The following is a 16,260-nucleotide window of genomic DNA, read 5'->3' as shown; positions in this document are numbered from 1 at the left end:
AGTCGCGCCCATGCGCATTCTCCACACTGCCGACTGGCACCTTGGCCACAGCTTTCACGACCAGCCGCGTGACGACGAGCACCGTGCCTTTCTCGACTGGCTGCTCGCCACGCTGATCGAACACGGGGTCGATGCCCTGATCGTCGCCGGCGACGTGTTCGACCACGCCAACCCCTCGGCACAGGCCGAGGCGCTGTTCTACGGCTTTCTCGCGCGCCTCGCCCGCCAGTTGCCGCAGCTCGGTGTGGTGATCGTCGCGGGCAACCACGATTCGGCTGCGCGCCTTGCCGCGCCGCATCCGCTGCTGGCTGGGCTCGGCATCCACGTGGTGGGGGCGGTCGGCAATCCGCTCGCCGAGGCCGACATCGAGCGGCTGCTCGTGCCACTCTGTGGCCGCGACGGCGAGATCGGCGCCTGGTGCGCCGCCGTGCCATTCCTGCGGCCGATGGACCTGCCGCGCATCGAGGCCGACGACGCCATCGACCCGCTGATCGAGGGCGTGCGCCGGGTCTATGCGCAGGTGCTCGACGCCGCCCGTGCGCGCTGCCAGCCGGGGCAGGCGCTGGTCGCCACGGGCCATTGCTATATGGTCGGCGGCGCCTTGTCCGAGCTGTCCGAGCGGCGCGTGCTCGGCGGCAATCAGCATGCGCTGCCGGCCGACCTGTTCCCGACCGACCTCACCTACGTCGCGCTGGGCCACCTGCACCGCGCGCAGCGTGTCGGTGGGCGCGAGCAGGTGCGCTACAGCGGCTCGCCCATCCCGCTCGCCTTCAGTGAGGTCGATTACCCGCACCAGGTGGTGCTGGTCGAGCTACCCGGCGAGCCTGGCGCGCAGGCCAAGATCGAGGCGCTGCGCGTGCCGCGCCATGTCGAGCTGCTGCGGGTGGGCCACGATGGCCGGCTGGCGCTGGCCGAGGTCGGCGCCGCGCTCGATGCACTGGCGCTCGATGACACGCTGCCCGAATCGCGCTGGCCCTACCTCGAGATCACGGTACGACTCGATGCGCCCGAGCCCAGCCTCCACCGCCTCCTCGGCGAGCGCCTGGCCGGGCGGCCGGTGCGGCTGCTCAGCATCCGCACGCGCTACCCCGGCAAGGGCGAGGCATTGGCCGACGACACGGCCCTGCCCGAGCTCGGCGAGCTGCAGCCGGAGACGGTGTTCGCCCGCCGCTACCGGAGCCAGTTCGACGCCGAACCGCCCGAGCCCCTGCACGCGGCCTTCGACGAACTGCTGGCCAGCCTGGCGGAGGGCGAGCGATGAGAATCCTGGCCTTGCGCGGCAAGAACCTGGCGAGCCTCGACGCCTTCGATATCGCCTTCGACAGCGGGCCGCTCGGCGGTGCCGGCCTGTTCGCAATCACCGGCCGCACCGGTGCGGGCAAATCGACCCTGCTCGACGCCATGTGCCTGGCGCTGTATGCGAGCATGCCGCGGCTGGAGGGGCGCGAAAGCGTGACCATCGGCCGCGCCGACGAGCCCGAAGCCAACCGGCTGCATGCCGCCGACCCGCGCGCCATCCTGCGCCGCGGCTGCGGCGAGGGGTATGCGGAGGTGGATTTCCGCGCCAGCGACGGCCAGGCCTATCGCGCGCGCTGGACGGTGCGGCGCGCCAGAGGCCGCGCGGACGGCCGGCCGCAGGACTATGAAATCGCGCTGACGCGGCTCGCTGACGGCGCCATGCTCGGCGGCAAGCGGACGGAGACGCTGGCGCGCATCGCGGCGCTGGTCGGGCTCAGCTTTGAGCAGTTTCGCCGTGCCGTGCTGCTGGCCCAGGGCGACTTTGCCGCCTTTCTCAAGGCACGCCAGTCCGAGCGCGCCGAGTTGCTCGAGCGCATCACCGGCACCGAAATCTATGGTGAGCTGTCGCGGGCGGCCTTCGAGCGCGCGAAGCTCGAGGAGGGCCGGCTCACGGCGCTCGAAGCCGAGCTGGCGGGCGATCTGCCGCTGTCCGACGAGGTCGCGGCGGAGACCCGGCAGCAGCTTGGCGCGGCAGCTGCGCAAGGTGACAGCCTGGCGGGCAGCGTGCGCGAGATCGAGGCGGCGCTGGCCTGGCACCTAAGCCTGGCGCGACTGATTGCAGTCCGCGATGCGGCCCGCGCCACGCTCGATGAAGCCACAATGCACGCGGCGGCGGCCCGCGCACGCCGCGAGCAGCTTGCGCAGATCGAGTCAGCCGTGCCGCTCGCGTTACCGCTGCAGCAGACCGATGCCGCAGCCGCACGCCAGGCCGCGGCCCAACTCGCCGTCGACGGCGCCACGCAGGCGCGGCAGCGGACGCAGCAGGCGCGCGATGCCGCCCAGGAGGCTGAAAGCGCAACCGCACAAGCCCGCCAGCAGGCCGTTGCGGCGCTCGATGCCGCGCAGGATGAGCTCGCGGCCGCACGGCTGCTCGATCACCAGCTCGGCGAAGCCGAACAGGCATGGCATGCCGCCCGCGAGCAGGCGGCCAAGGCGGATGCACAACTGCAGGCTGGCATCACCGGACGCCAACGCCTGGCTGACGAACAGACGGGCTTGCTCGCGGAGCAGACGCAGTGCTGCACCGGGCTCGACCAGACGGCGCGCTGGGCACCGCTGTCGGCCGAGTGGGGGCGCTGGCAGGGTGAGCTGCGCCGGCTTATTGCAGCCTCGGCCGACGGGCGGCGGCTGCAGGCCGACATCGCGACGCAGGAGCAGCGGCTGGCCTCAGCCAGTCGCCGGCGGGACGAGACCAGTACGCAGGTGGCCGCGGCCCAGCCGGTGCTCGACCAGGCACAGGCCGAGCTGGCGCAGGCCGAGCAACTGACCGCCACTATCGATGGCGCGGCGCTGGCAAACCGGCGCCAGGCGGCACTTGCGCGCCAGCAGCGCTTGCAGGCCCTGCAGCAGCTGCTTGACCGTATCGCCGCCGACATGGCGCGCGAGGCCTCGCTGCGCGGCGAACGCGACGACACCGCCGGGCAGCTGGCAGCCCTCGCCGAGCTGCTGCGGCAGGCCGAAACCGCGCTGCCGGCACTGGCGGCGCAACAGGCCGAGGCGCGCCGGGCCTATGAACAGACGCTGGCAGCCGGCCACCTCGACCAGCAGCGCAGCCTGCTCGTCGATGGCGAACCCTGCCCGCTGTGTGGCGCCGAGCAGCATCCGTGGGCCGTCCACACGCCATTTGCGCCCTTGCTCGCCAGCCTGCAGACGCGGGCCGACGAGTTGGCCGGCGGGCTGGCGGCGGCACAGGCCGAGGCGCGTAGCCTGGGCGCACGACACGAGATACTGTCGGCGCAGTTGGGCCGGCTCGAACGCGAACTGACGCCATTGGCGGCCAGCCTGGCCGAGTTGCACGGCAGCAGCCGAAACGAGGCGGGCGAGCTTGGCCTGGCGGGGCTGTTTCTGACCGACGAGCTCGATCTGGCGCTGGCCGCACAGGCCAGCGTGCTGGCTGACATCGATAGCCGGGAGGCGGCCGGCAGGGCCGCCCAGGCTGCCGTTGCCACACGGCGCCAGCAGCTCGATGCCGCGCGTGCCGCGCTCGACACCAGCAAGCTCGGCCTGCAGCAGGCGCAAGAGGCGCTGGCGGTGCTGCAACAGCAGTTCGCGCAATGGCAGCTCAAGGCCGAGTCGGCGCAACGGCTGTGCGACGAGGCCACGGCCGAGCTGGCCGTGCCATTCGCGGACTGGCCCGAGATGCGCTTGCGCCTCGCCACTGCCGCTGATGCGGTACTCGCCGAGGCCGAGCAGGCGCTGGCCACGCGCCGGGCCGACGAGGCGCGGCTGGCCGGCGTGCAGGCGATCCTGGTCGAGCTGTCTGCGCGTCTGCAGCTGGCGGACAGGGATTGCACCCACGCGACACAGCAGCAGACAGCCGCCAGCGTGCAGCTGCAGGCCTGTGCCACGGCCCGCGATGCCCATCTGGCGCGGCGTAGCGGCCTGCTCGGCGGTGCGCCTGTGGCCGAGTTCGAAGGGTGCCTGAAACACGCGCTGATGCTGGCCGAGCAAGGCCATGAAGCGGCACGCGCGGCGGCCAGCCAGGCCGAGGCCGAGCTTGCCGCTACCGGCGCGGCGCTGGCCGAGGCGGCGCAGCGATTGTCGCAGGCCGAGCAGGAGCGCCACGCGAGCGCCGATGCGCTGGCGGCACAGCTGACACCGCTGGGCATCGATCTGGACACCCTCAGGCAGCGGCTTGCCCATGGCCCGGCCTGGGTCGCTGCCGAACGGCAGTCCCTGCAATCGCTCGCCGACGCACTGACGCAGGCCGAAGCGGTGGGACGGGAACGCGAGGCGGCGCTCGACGAGCACCGCCAGGCCTGCCCGTCGGCCCTGCCCGAGGATGAGCTGCAGGCACAACACGGTGAGTTGCGCGCGCAATGGCTCGCCAGCCAGGATGAAGCCGCGCGGCTGCGCGAGCTATTGCGGCAGGATGAGGCGCGGCGTTCGCGCATGCAGGCGCGGCAGGCGCAGCTCGCCGAGCTTCAGGGTACGGCGGCCGTCTGGCGCCAGATGCGCGAGATGATCGGCTCGGCGGACGGCAGGAAATTCCGCGTCTATGCGCAGAGCCTCACGCTCGAGGTGCTGCTCGCGCACGCCAATCATCATCTGGCGGAACTGGCCCGGCGCTACCGGCTGGAGCGCGCGCCGGGTGCCGACATGGAAATTCAGGTGATCGACACCGATATGGGTGACGAGGTCAGGACCGTGCACAGCCTGTCCGGCGGCGAGTCGTTTCTCGTGTCGCTGGCCCTGGCGCTGGCGCTGGCATCGCTGTCGTCGAAACGCACCCAGGTCGAGTCGCTGTTCATCGACGAAGGCTTCGGCAGCCTCGATGCCGATACGCTGGCAGTGGCCATGGATGCGCTCGACAACCTGCAGGCCGGCGGCCGCCAGATCGGCGTGATCTCGCACGTGGCGGCGCTGCACGAGCGCATTCCGGCGCAGGTGCGGGTCGAGGCCAAAGGCGGTGGGCGCAGCTCGGTGAGCGTGCAGGGGTGAGGGCGCTCAGCGCCCGGTGTAGCGCTTCATCAGCGACTTGAGTTGGCCCGATTGTTCGAGCCGGTCTATACCCGTATCGAGCGCCTTGAGCAGCTCGTAGGCGCGCGGGAGGTTGCGCGTGACGAGAAAATGCGCGCGCAGCCGGGTATTGCCGGGCAAGGGGATGTAGGCCAGCCGTGAGTCGGCCAGGTAGTCCTTGCCGATGACCTTGAAACCGGCGATCGCCTCGATGGTTTCCGGGAAGTAGTCGCAGCGGCTGGCCATCAGCTTGCGCAGCAGGATGTCGTAGCTCGACGAGCTCTGGTCGAGCTCACCGGGCTTGATGCCGTACTGGTCGTAGACGAAGCCGCGCATGCCGCAGCCGGCGTAGCGCTTGAGCTCGGCGGGGGTCAGCCCGCCCAGGCCGTCGGGAAATTTGCGGCGGTCGTAGAAGAAATGCGGTGTCAGCGTCAGGTAGGGCTTGGAGATCAGGTAGTCCTGCAGCCTGTCGGGGGTGACGTAGGCGTTCAGCACGATCTGCATCTGGCCCGATCTGGTTTCGGCCAGGCAGCGCGCCCAGGGCACCAGCCGGATGTCGAAGTCGATGTCGGCACGGCGCAGGATGTCGCCGATCACCTCGACGCTGTAGCCGGTGACGGCGCCGGCCTTATCGCCGGCGGGGTTGCGCGGTGTATAGGTGAACGGGGGCCATTCTGCACTGTCGTCGCATACGGTCACGGTGTCGCCCGACGCATGGGCGGGCAGGCTCAGGCCGAATAGCAGTGCCGCGAGCGGGAGCAGGATAGGCAGACGTTTGATCATCGAATTCGATTGTACCCACGCAGGGTGGTCGAGACGAGGTGTTTTGGCGCCAGGCAGCCAGGGCGCTTGATTGGGGGAGGGGATGATGCTGATCGGCAGTACCAGGCTGGAACTGAGCGTGGGCGACATCACGCGGCTGGCGGTCGATGCGATCGTCAATGCGGCGAACGAGAGCCTGCTTGGCGGTGGTGGCGTCGATGGCGCCATCCACCGTGCAGCCGGGCCCGGGCTGCTGGCCGAGTGCCGCACGCTGGGCGGCTGCCCGACCGGCGAGGCGCGCATCACGGCAGGCTACGGGCTGCCCGCGCGCCACGTGATCCACACGGTCGGCCCGGTCTGGCACGGCGGCGGCCGCGGCGAGCCGGCGCTGCTGGCGGCCTGTTACCGCGAGAGCCTGACGCTGGCGTATGCGCACGGGCTGCGCAGCATCGCCTTTCCGGCCATCAGTTGCGGCGTGTTCGGCTACCCGGTGCGCGCGGCCACGCAGCTGGCGCTGGAGACCGTACGCGAGGTGGTGCTGGCGAGGCCCGGCCTCGATCAGGTGATGTTCGTCGCCTTCGGCGCCGAGGTCGAGGCCAGCTACCGTGCGGCGCTGGCGCTGCTGGAAGGGAGGGACGATGGACCGCAAACCGCTTAATTCGAGCCGCATCCGCTCGGTGGGCTACGACGCCGGCCAGCAGGTGCTCGAAATCGAGTTCCGCGACGGCAAGGTCGAACAATACAGCCGCGTGCCTAGTGTTCCGTCCCGTTAATTCGCAGGCAAAGTCGCTCGATTTTCTCCAAGATGGATTCGGCGGTGGCCGTCCAAGAGAAGGGTTTGCTGTCGCTGTTGTAATGGGCGATGAATTGTTCGATTTTTTCGATGAGCTCAGGGACGCTGCCGAATGATCCGCGCCGGATGGCCTTGTCGGTAATCAGGGCGAAGAAGCGTTCAACCTGATTGAGCCAACTGGCCGACGTTGGTGTGTAATGCACATGCCATCGAGGATGTCGGGCCAGCCAGGCTTTTACCTTGGCATGCTTGTGAGTGGCGTAGTTGTCGCACACCAGATGCACATCCAGATTGGACGGAACAGCACGCTCGATGTGGCGCAAAAAAGCCAGATACTCCTGATGCCGATGGCGTGGTTTGCATTGCGCGATGACTGAACCGTCGAGCACATTCAGGGCGGCAAACAGGGTTGTAGTGCCATGGCGGGTGTAATCGTGCGTCACCCCTTCTACATACCCGAATCCCATTGGAAGCAAGGGCTGTGTGCGCTCAAGCGCCTGCACCTGGCTTTTCTCATCCACGCACAGAACGATGGCATTGTCTGGCGGGGAGAGATACAGCCCCACCACATCGCGCACCTTCTCAATAAAGTACGGGTCAGTCGAGAGTTTAAACGTCTCTTGGCGATGAGGTTGTAGGCTGAACAACTGGAGCAGGCGGTGCACAGAGGACTTGGAGATCTGTGTCTGCTTGGCCAGATCACGAACGCTCCAATGAGTACCGCCTTCGGGTCTGCTCTGTAAGGTCTTGTTGATCAACTGAGCCAACAACTCATCGCTGATGCTGCATGGTTTGCCCGGACGTGCCTCGTCGTTCAGACCGGAAAACCCGGCTTCGATGAAGCGTCGGCGCCACTTCCCGACCGTGGCCGGATGGGTGTTCAGCGTCCGGGCCACCTCACTATTGGGCTGCTGCATACACCCCAACACGATTTTGGCGCGTAACACCATGGCCGCAGGCAGACTGCGAGAACGTGACATCGACACAAGCTGCTCACGATCTGCCTCACTCACGACCAACCCCGCTTTCGGTCGTCCTTTGCTCATAAGGTATCTCCTGTCAAAACGATACCTGATTCCAGAGCAAAAATTATGCTGACAATTAACGGGACGGAACACTAGCGAGGTGCAGCGCCGCTTTCTGGCCGCACCGTCGCCCGACAGCTTCTTCCGCGACCGCATCGAGGAAGATTACACCGTCCGGCGGGTGCGCTGAGCGCCGCCCACGGCTGTCACCGCCACTCGCTGACGACGCAGTTGCGGCCCGCTGCCTTGGCTCGGTACAGCGCCCGGTCGGCCGCCGCGATCAGCGCATCGGCGTCGAGCTGGTTGTGGTCGATGGCGACTGCGACGATGCCGACGCTGGCGGTGAAGTGAATCTGCTCATCGCCGAGGTCGAGCGGGCCGTCGGCAATTGCAGTCCGGATGCGCTCGCCGATGGCGGCCGGCTCTTCGCCCCCCGGCTCGGGGAAAATCAGCAGAAACTCCTCTCCGCCCCAGCGGCCGAGCGAGTCGTAGCCGCGAATCACGCTGCGCATGCGGCGTGCTGCCTCGAACAGCACGGCATCGCCGACTGGATGGCCATGGTTGTCGTTGATCCGCTTGAAGTGATCGAGATCGACCATGGCGAGCGTCAGCACGCCGTGCTGGCGTACCGATTTGTCCAGCTCGCGATGCAGGATGTCGCTGATCGCGCGGCGGTTCCAGGTGCGCAGCAGCGGGTCGATCATGCTGTCGCGCCGCGCTTCGTCGAGCTCGGACAACAGGTCGCGCTGGGTGCGGCTCAACTGCCGGACCAGGAAGGTGGTCTCCACCCAGTGCGCCAGGTCGTGCAGGGCCCGCACGTCGGCCGCGCTGAAGTCGCGCGGCTGGTAGTCGAGCAGGCATAGTGTGCCGACCACATAGCCTTCCGCGTTGGCGACCGGCCGCCCGGCGTAGAAGCGCACCTGCGGGTCGTGCACGACGAAGGGGTTGTCGGCGAAGCGCGGGTCGAGCCGGGTGTCGCGCACGATCGTCGGCTTGCTGTCGAGGATGGTGTGGCCGCAGAACGACAGCGAGCGCGGCGTTTCGCTGACCGCCATGCCCACGGCCGATTTGAACCACTGCCTGTCATGGTCGATCAGCGTGATCAGCGAAGTCGGCATGTTGAACAGCCGCGCGGCGGTGCGTGTGATGCGGTCGAAGCTGTCCTCGGCTGGCGTGGACAGCAGCTGCATGCGCCTGAGCGAGACCAGGCGGGCATCTTCGTTATCGGGTAGGGGGGCCGCTAGCATGGGTCTCCAGATGCGTGGCCGGCGGGCGTCACAGGCTCATCCGGATCGGAATCCGGCGGCGCCCGAAAGCATGGTCGAAATGCGTGAAGCGGCCGGGGATCGCGGTGTCGCAGGCGGGGCAATGGCCGTTGTCGGTGAGCCGGTATTCGAGGATCGCGTGCCAGTCACGCACAATCAGCGGCTCGTGGCAGGCGGGACAGTAGGTGGTTCCGCCCTCCGGGTCGAACACATTGCCGGTATAGACATAATGCAGCCCCGCGTCCAGCGCGATGCGGCGTGCCCGTTGCAGGGTGGCGGCCGGCGTGCGCGGGAGGTCGGTCATCTTGTAGTCGGGATGGAAGGCGGTGAAGTGCAGCGGCACATCGGGGCCCAGCTCGCGCATGATCCAGGTGGTCATGGCCTTGAGTTCCGCATCCGAATCGTTTTTGCCGGGGATCAGCAGCGTGGTGATCTCGAACCAGACGTCGGTCTCGTGCCTGAGGTAGCTCAGCGTGTCGAGCACCGGCTGCAGCCGCGCGCCGCACAGCTTGACGTAGAACTCGTCGGTGAAGCCCTTGAGGTCGACATTGGCGGCATCCATCGTGGCGAAGAAGTCGCGCCGCGCTTCGGGGTGGATATAGCCGGCGGTGACGGCTACCGGCGCGATGCCGCGCGCGCGGCAGGCTGCGGCGATATCCATCGCGTATTCGGCAAAGACCACCGGGTCGTTGTAGGTGAAGGCCACGCTGCTGCAGCCGGCGCGCACGGCCGCGTCGGCGATGGCCTCGGGCGAGGCGGCATCGGCCAGTGTGTCCATCTCGCGCGACTTTGATATGTCCCAGTTCTGGCAGAATTTGCATGCCAGATTGCAGCCAGCCGTGCCGAAACTCAGGATGCTGGTGCCGGGCAGGAAGTGGTTCAGCGGCTTCTTTTCCACCGGGTCGATGCAAAAGCCGCTGGAGCGCCCGTAGGTGGTCAGCACCATGCGGTCGTGTTCGCGCATGCGCACGAAGCACAGCCCGCGCTGCCCCTCGTGCAAGCGGCAGTCGCGTGGGCACAGGTCGCACTGCATACGGCCGTCGTCGAGCATGTGCCAGTATCTGGCGGGGTGGTTCGTGTCCATATAGCCCTCTGTTGTGTGGCAACGATGTCCGGGGCTTTGTTGGTCTTGTTGGTCCGGTGGGTTTGGCTTGACGCCTATTCCTTGAATTTTTCGACGCCGTAGCGCGACAGCTGCATCCGCTCCGACCAGTAATGGGCCGGCAGCCCCGCCTTGCGCTTCAGGTGGCCCAGGAACTCGCGCGGGTCGGGCAGCTGCTCCCATACCTGCGGCAGAAAGGTGGCACGGTGCCAGTCGCATTCGAGGATGATGCCGTCCACCTCGGGGCGCAGCTGCGCAAGCGCATCGGCCTCGTCGGCGAATGCCAGCGGGGCCGCGTTGCTGAGCACCGATACCTCGACGCGCGTGTAGCCGAATTCGTCCCACGTCAGCGGCGCAAAGCGCGGGTCGCGCAGCGCTGAGGCCACCGCGTTGTGGCGCACATCGTCGGCCAGCGGCCGGTGGGCTTCGAGCGTGCCCATGCAGCCACGCAGATCGCCGCGCTGGGTCAGCGTCACGAAACTCGCGCCGGGCTGCAGCAGTGCCGCTGGCGCCGGCTCGTCCTGGGCGGCCTCGCCCAGCGCCTGTGCGATGGCGGCACGGGCCAGGCGCAGCAGTGTTGGGCCGTGTTCCGCGAGCGTCATGGCTGGCTCTCCACGAAGGCGAACGAGGCATAGCCGACCACGCGATCCTTGTCGCCGGCGGTGTCGCCCGAGTTGCGCAGGTCGAGCAGATAGGGCTGCAGGTGATGGCGCCTGGCCGCGCGCATCAGTCCGCGAATCGGCGTGGCGCCGCAGGCCTGCTGGTGGTCGATGGCTTCGCCGAGTTCGAGGATGGTGTCGCAGGTATCGCGGTCGACACGCTGGGCCAGCGTGTAGGGTAGGTAGTGCGACAGGTCCGAGCTCACCACGATCAATGTTTCCGGGCCGCCCCACAGCAGGTCCAGCACTTCCGCCACCTCGTCCGGCGTGGCATCGCCGACCGCGAGCGGCACCAGGCTGAAATGATCGAGCACATGCTGCAGAAAGGGCAGGTGCACCTCCAGTGAGTGTTCCAGCGCATGGGCCGACGGGTTGACTGCGACCTGCGGCAGCTCGCTCAGGCGCCGGCAGGCCGGCTGGTCGAGCGGCACCGTGCCGAGCGGGGTGGCAAAAGCCTCGCCACCGGGCAGCGCGAGCCCACGCACCGGTACGCGGTGCACCGGGCCGAGCAGCACGACGCGGCTGATCTGCCCGTGCAGCGGGCGTAGCGCGGCATAGGCGTTGGCGGCGATCGGCCCCGAGTAGACATAGCCGGCATGCGGTGCGATGACGGCCTTCGGTGGGCGCGGCAGATCGCGAAAGCGGTCAGCGTCGACCACGAGGTCGTCGACGGCGCGCATCAGCTCGTCGTGTTGCCCCGGATAGAAGCTGCCGGCAACGGCTGCGCGACGGATCGTGCTCATGTTTGGCTCCCGCAATATTCGCCTGGCGATGATTACCAGATTAGGTCGATTCGGCTGCCTTCAAGTTCATTGAAGGCAAGAAGTTTTGTCTCGGCAAGCGGATATTCTCGATCTCGTATGTTGCTTTGCTAATTTGACAATAAGCCCATGTTTTTATTGTGTAACTTTTGTTATCGTCTGGCGTGCTTCGGCGATTTCACGTAAACTTGTGCGCTTTTTGCATTCTTCCCCGGGACTGAGCGATGTTGTTCCCCACCGAATTCGACGTGATCGTGGTTGGCGGCGGCCATGCCGGCACCGAAGCGGCCCTGGCTGCCGCGCGCATGGGCGCCAGGACGCTGCTGTTGAGCCACAATATCGAAACGCTCGGCCAGATGTCGTGCAACCCCTCGATCGGCGGCATCGGCAAGGGCCATCTGGTGAAAGAGGTCGACGCGCTCGGCGGTGCCATGGCGCTCGCCACCGACATGGGCGGCATCCAGTTCCGCACACTCAATTCGAGCAAGGGCCCGGCTGTGCGCGCCACGCGGGCCCAGGCCGACCGCGTGCTGTACAAGGCTGCGATCCGCGGCATGCTGGAAAACCAGGATAACCTGACGCTGTTCCAGCAGTCGGTCGACGACATCCTGCTTGACGGCGATCGCGTCGCCGGGGTCGTCACGCAGATCGGCATCCGCTTCAAGGCCCGCGCCGTGGTGCTGACCGCCGGCACCTTCCTCGGCGGCAAGATTCACGTCGGCCTGGAAAACCACGTCGGAGGTCGCGCCGGCGATCCGGCCTCGATCACGCTGGCGCAGCGCCTGCGTGAGCTCGATCTGCCCGTCGGCCGCCTCAAGACCGGCACGCCACCGCGCATCGATGGCCGCAGTATCGACTATTCGGTGCTGGTCGAGCAGCCCGGCGACAGCCCCGAGCCGGTATTCAGCTACCGCGGCTCGCGCGCCCTGCACCCGAAACAGCTGCCGTGCTGGATCACGCACACCAACGAGCGCACGCACGAGATCATCCGCTCGGGCTTCGACCGCTCGCCGATGTTCACCGGCATCATCGAAGGCGTTGGCCCGCGCTACTGCCCGTCGATCGAGGACAAGATCAACCGTTTCGCCGACAAGGACAGCCACCAGATCTTTCTCGAGCCGGAAGGCCTGCAGACGCACGAGATCTACCCGAACGGCATCTCCACCTCGCTGCCCTTCGACATTCAGCTCGCCGCCGTGCGCTCGATGCGCGGCCTGGAAAACGCGCACATCCTGCGCCCAGGTTATGCCATCGAGTACGACTACTACGACCCGCGCAACCTGAAGTCGAGCTTCGAGACCAAATCGATTGCAGGCCTGTTTTTTGCAGGTCAAATCAACGGAACGACAGGCTACGAAGAAGCCGCCGCACAGGGCCTGTTTGCCGGCATCAATGCCGCGCTGCAGACGCAGGGCAAGGATGCGTGGTGCCCTGCGCGTGACGAAGCCTATATCGGCGTGCTGGTCGACGACCTGATCACGCGCGGCGTCACCGAGCCTTACCGCATGTTCACCAGCCGCGCCGAATTCCGCCTGCAGCTGCGCGAAGACAATGCCGACCTGCGCCTGACCGAGATTGGCCGCCAGCTTGGCGTCGTCGGCGACGCGCAGTGGGAGGCCTTTTGCCGCAAGCGTGACGCCATCGCCACCGAATTCGAGCGGCTGAAGTCGACTTGGGCCAATCCGCGCCTGGTCAGCCAGGAAGACGCCGAGCGCGTGCTGGGCCAGGGCATCGAGCGCGAGTATCGGCTGGCCGACCTGCTGCGCCGCCCCAATGTGAGCTACGAATCACTGATGACCCTGCCGGTGGCCGCGCCCGGCGTCAGCGAGCGCGAGATTGCGGAGCAGGTCGAGATTCAGGTCAAATACGAGGGCTACATCAACCGCCAGGCCGACGAGGTGGCTCGCCGCGAGGGCCTGGAGGACGTCAAGCTGCCGACCGATCTCGACTATGCCGTGGTCAAGGGACTGTCGAAGGAAGTGCAGCAGAAGCTCAACAAGCACCGCCCGGAAACCCTGGGCCAGGCATCGCGCATATCCGGCATCACGCCGGCTGCGGTGGGCCTGTTGCTGGTGCATCTCAAACGCGGTATTGAAGGAAAGAAGTCTGCATGACCTTGGCCGAACAACTTGCCGCCGGCATTGCTGAACTGGGCCAGAGCCTGTCCGACGAGGTCCAGCGCAAGCTGCTCGACTACATCGGCCTGCTCGACAAGTGGAACAAGGTCTACAGCCTGACGGCGATCCGCGAGCCGGAACGCATGGTCAGCCTGCACCTGCTCGACTGCCTGGCGGCGATCCCGCATCTGCATGCGCCGCGCGTTCTCGATGTCGGCTCGGGGGGCGGCATGCCGGGCATTCCGCTGGCGATCGTCGATCCCGCGGTCGAGGTGACCATGCTCGACAGCAATCAGAAAAAGACCAGCTTCCTGCGCCAGGCCTTGATTGACCTTGATCTGCCCCGGGCACGCGTCATCACCGACCGCGTCGAGGCCGTGCACGACGAGCAGGGGTTTGGCTTGATCACCTCGCGGGCATTTTCCGACCTCGCCGAGTTTGTCCGCCTCACGCGCCATCTGCTGGCTGGTGGTGGGCGCTGGGTGGCGATGAAGGGCGTGCACCCATACGAGGAGATTGCCCAGTTGCCCAAGGATGTCATCGTGAAGCAGGTGATCCCGCTGCGCGTGCCGGGGCTCGATGCCGAGCGCCACCTCATCGTGATGGAGGTGGGCTGACATGGCGAAGATCATCGCGATCACCAATCAGAAGGGCGGGGTCGGCAAGACCACCACGGCGGTCAACCTGGCCGCCAGCCTGGCAGTCCAGGAAAGCCGAGTGTTGCTGGTCGACCTCGACCCGCAAGGCAACGCCACCATGGGTAGCGGTGTGGCCAAGGGCCAGCTGCAACGCTCGGTCTACCACGTGCTGCTCGACGTCTGCGGCGTCGGGGAGGCTATCCTGCGTTCCGAATCGGGCGGCTATGATCTGTTGCCGGCAAACCGCGAACTCGGTGGGGCCGAAGTCGAGCTGGTCGAGATGGCGGGCCGCGAGTCGCGCCTGCGGGCGGCCCTTGAAGGTGTGGCTGGCGATTACGACTTCATCCTGATCGATTGCCCGCCGTCGCTCAATCTGCTGACCCTGAACGGCCTGGTCGCTGCCGAGCGCGTGATGATCCCGATGCAGTGCGAATACTACGCGCTCGAAGGCCTCACCGATCTCGTCAACACCCTGCGCAAGGTCCGTGCCAGCCTGAATCCGAAAATCGATATCGAAGGCTTGCTGCGCACCATGTTCGACCCGCGTTCCAGTCTGGCACAGCAAGTGGCCGAGCAGCTCAAGCAGCATTTCGGCGACAAGGTCTACGATACGGTGATCCCGCGCAATGTCCGTCTGGCCGAGGCGCCAAGCCATGGCTTGCCGGCGCTGGCCTATGACAAGGGCTCAAAGGGCGCACAGGCCTATCTGGCGCTCGCGCAGGAAATTTTGCGCAAAATGCCGACTGCGGCAACTGTTTAAGCAAAGCAAGGAATTATGGCGAAATTGAAGGGACTGGGGCGCGGCCTCGAAGCATTGCTCGGCGACAGCGCCCCCGAAAAACAGAGCGAACAGCTGCTGACGCTGCACGTCGATCATTTGCAGCCCGGTAAGTATCAGCCGCGCACGCACATGGATCAGCAGGCGTTGGTCGAGTTGGCCGCGTCCATCAAGGCGCAAGGCTTGATGCAGCCGATCCTGGTGCGCCCCTTGGTGTCCGGCCGCTACGAAATCATCGCGGGGGAACGTCGCTGGCGTGCCGCCCGTCTGGCCGGTCTCGACAAGGTGCCGGTGGTTGCGCGCAGCGTGGCTGACGAGGCCGCGCTGGCAATGGCGCTGATCGAAAACATCCAGCGCGAGAACCTCAATCCGCTTGAAGAAGCGCAGGGTATCCAGCGCCTGATCGACGAGTTCGGCATGACGCACGACAGCTGCGCGCAGGCGCTGGGGCGCTCGCGCAGTGCGGTGTCCAACCTGTTGCGCCTGCTCAACCTGCCCGAGCCAGTGCGCGACCTGGTGTACGCCGGCCAGCTCGATATGGGTCATGCCCGCGCGCTGCTGAGCCTGCCCGTGGTCCAGCAGATTGATACTGCCAATCTGGTGGCCGACAAGGGCATGTCGGTGCGCGAGACGGAGCGCCTGGTGCAGCATCTGCTCGCTCCAGCGCAGGGTAAGCCTGCACGCCAGATCGATCCCGACGTCGCGCGCCTGCAGGAGGAGGTGTCCGAGCGCATCGGCGCGGCCGTCAAGATTCTCTCCGGCAAAAAGGGGCGGGGGCGTATCACGATCGAGTACGGAACGCTGGATCAGCTCGACGACCTGCTCTCCAAGCTGCGTTAGCGGTAGAAAATGATGCACTGCAAAAGGGCATCTGTACTGGAAGATGCCCTTTTTTAGTTCATGCAAACATCAAAAATCGCTGATAAATCAGTCACGCCAAGTCTTTAGTGGGAACATCGTATTGACTATTAAGGGTTTTTATGACTACAATACTTCGGTTTGTTGAGACGGGGTCCGGCTCTTGAGTGGGCAAGTTCGCCGCGTGATTTCGCTGCAGGTGCTTTTTGTTGTATTGCTTGCGGCCAGTCTGGCGGGTCTATTTGGGTCAGCCCCAGCCGTATCGGCGGTTGCCGGTGGTGTCATCGGCATTGTCTCCAGCTTGGTTTATGCGGTGATCGCGTATCGCGGTCGCCCTCTTGCGCCTCAAATGGTTATGAAGGCGCATTTCGCAGCAGAAATGTTCAAGATGATCGCGGTGGCGCTGTTATTTGTGCTCGCGATCGTTTTTTTGAAAAACGAATTGTCCGCGCCCGGTTTGTTCGGAGGATATCTCGCAACGACTGCGGGGTATTGGGCGGCGCTCATGTTTAAAAACTAGTGGTT

Annotated in this window: 15 protein-coding genes; 9 read left to right on the top strand and 6 right to left on the bottom strand. The window is 66.3% G+C overall.

What is annotated here, in order from left to right; translation table 11 throughout:
- The first annotated feature begins 10 nt into the window (after positions 1-10).
- Complete coding sequence (locus ABWL39_RS14715; RefSeq protein ID WP_367792692.1) at positions 11-1,261, top strand: exonuclease SbcCD subunit D C-terminal domain-containing protein; 1,251 nt, start codon at positions 11-13, stop codon at positions 1,259-1,261.
- Positions 1,258-4,959, top strand: coding sequence for an AAA family ATPase (locus ABWL39_RS14710; RefSeq protein ID WP_367792689.1), 3,702 nt, complete (start codon positions 1,258-1,260; stop codon positions 4,957-4,959). The genes ABWL39_RS14715 and ABWL39_RS14710 overlap by 4 nt, the downstream gene beginning before the upstream one ends.
- Positions 4,960-4,965: 6 nt before the next feature.
- Here the strand turns inward: ABWL39_RS14710 and ABWL39_RS14705 are convergent, their stop codons facing one another.
- Complete coding sequence (locus tag ABWL39_RS14705; protein WP_367792686.1) at positions 4,966-5,760, bottom strand: substrate-binding periplasmic protein; 795 nt, start codon at positions 5,758-5,760, stop codon at positions 4,966-4,968.
- Between the two features lie 82 nt (positions 5,761-5,842).
- Between ABWL39_RS14705 and ABWL39_RS14700 the strand changes: the two genes are divergently transcribed.
- Both ABWL39_RS14700 and ABWL39_RS14695 read left to right on the top strand, forming a co-directional pair.
- Positions 5,843-6,397, top strand: coding sequence for an O-acetyl-ADP-ribose deacetylase (locus ABWL39_RS14700; RefSeq protein WP_367792683.1), 555 nt, complete (start codon positions 5,843-5,845; stop codon positions 6,395-6,397).
- Positions 6,378-6,512, top strand: coding sequence for a KTSC domain-containing protein (locus ABWL39_RS14695; RefSeq protein ID WP_367792680.1), 135 nt, complete (start codon positions 6,378-6,380; stop codon positions 6,510-6,512). The genes ABWL39_RS14700 and ABWL39_RS14695 overlap by 20 nt, the downstream gene beginning before the upstream one ends.
- Here the strand turns inward: ABWL39_RS14695 and ABWL39_RS14690 are convergent.
- From ABWL39_RS14690 to amrB, 5 genes are all read right to left on the bottom strand, one after another.
- Positions 6,493-7,578 carry an IS630 family transposase gene (locus ABWL39_RS14690; RefSeq protein ID WP_367792677.1) on the bottom strand — a complete coding sequence of 362 codons (1,086 nt, stop codon included), beginning with the start codon at positions 7,576-7,578 and terminating at the stop codon, positions 6,493-6,495. The two genes, ABWL39_RS14695 and ABWL39_RS14690, sit on opposite strands and share 20 nt — an antisense overlap.
- A gap of 185 nt (positions 7,579-7,763) precedes the next feature.
- A complete protein-coding gene (locus tag ABWL39_RS14685; RefSeq protein ID WP_367792673.1) occupies positions 7,764-8,804 on the bottom strand; it encodes a diguanylate cyclase in 1,041 nt (346 codons plus the stop codon).
- 28 nt (positions 8,805-8,832) lie between these two features.
- Positions 8,833-9,906 carry an AmmeMemoRadiSam system radical SAM enzyme gene (gene amrS, locus ABWL39_RS14680; protein ID WP_367792670.1) on the bottom strand — a complete coding sequence of 358 codons (1,074 nt, stop codon included), beginning with the start codon at positions 9,904-9,906 and terminating at the stop codon, positions 8,833-8,835.
- A gap of 74 nt (positions 9,907-9,980) precedes the next feature.
- A complete protein-coding gene (gene amrA, locus ABWL39_RS14675) occupies positions 9,981-10,526 on the bottom strand; it encodes an AmmeMemoRadiSam system protein A (RefSeq protein ID WP_367792667.1) in 546 nt (181 codons plus the stop codon).
- On the bottom strand, positions 10,523-11,326 hold the full coding sequence (gene amrB, locus ABWL39_RS14670; RefSeq protein ID WP_367792663.1) for an AmmeMemoRadiSam system protein B: 804 nt from the start codon (positions 11,324-11,326) through the stop codon (positions 10,523-10,525). The genes amrA and amrB overlap by 4 nt, the downstream gene beginning before the upstream one ends.
- A gap of 242 nt (positions 11,327-11,568) precedes the next feature.
- Here amrB and mnmG point away from each other — a divergent pair, with 242 nt between their 5' ends.
- The 5 genes from mnmG to ABWL39_RS14645 all read left to right on the top strand — a co-directional run bounded on the left by mnmG (position 11,569) and on the right by ABWL39_RS14645 (position 16,255).
- Positions 11,569-13,458 (top strand): tRNA uridine-5-carboxymethylaminomethyl(34) synthesis enzyme MnmG, encoded by a 1,890-nt coding sequence (mnmG, locus tag ABWL39_RS14665; RefSeq protein ID WP_367792660.1) that lies wholly within the window; start codon positions 11,569-11,571, stop codon positions 13,456-13,458.
- Positions 13,455-14,078: a 16S rRNA (guanine(527)-N(7))-methyltransferase RsmG gene (gene rsmG / locus ABWL39_RS14660; protein ID WP_367792656.1), complete on the top strand. Its 624-nt coding sequence runs from the start codon at positions 13,455-13,457 to the stop codon at positions 14,076-14,078. Before mnmG ends, rsmG begins: the two co-directional genes overlap by 4 nt.
- Before the next feature lies 1 nt (position 14,079).
- Positions 14,080-14,859 (top strand): ParA family protein, encoded by a 780-nt coding sequence (locus tag ABWL39_RS14655; RefSeq protein WP_367792653.1) that lies wholly within the window; start codon positions 14,080-14,082, stop codon positions 14,857-14,859.
- A gap of 15 nt (positions 14,860-14,874) precedes the next feature.
- Entirely contained in the window at positions 14,875-15,717 is an 843-nt protein-coding gene (locus ABWL39_RS14650; RefSeq protein ID WP_367792649.1) for a ParB/RepB/Spo0J family partition protein, read from the top strand.
- 202 nt (positions 15,718-15,919) lie between these two features.
- Positions 15,920-16,255, top strand: a complete 336-nt coding sequence (locus ABWL39_RS14645; protein WP_367792646.1) for an ATP synthase subunit I — start codon at positions 15,920-15,922, stop codon at positions 16,253-16,255.
- Positions 16,256-16,260: the final 5 nt, after the last annotated feature.

The organism is Chitinivorax sp. PXF-14, from assembly GCF_040812015.1.
Taxonomy (GTDB): Bacteria; Pseudomonadota; Gammaproteobacteria; order Burkholderiales; family SCOH01; genus JBFNXJ01.
Note: the sequence above shows the minus strand (reverse complement) of the source record. Positions and strands in the feature narration are given on the sequence as shown.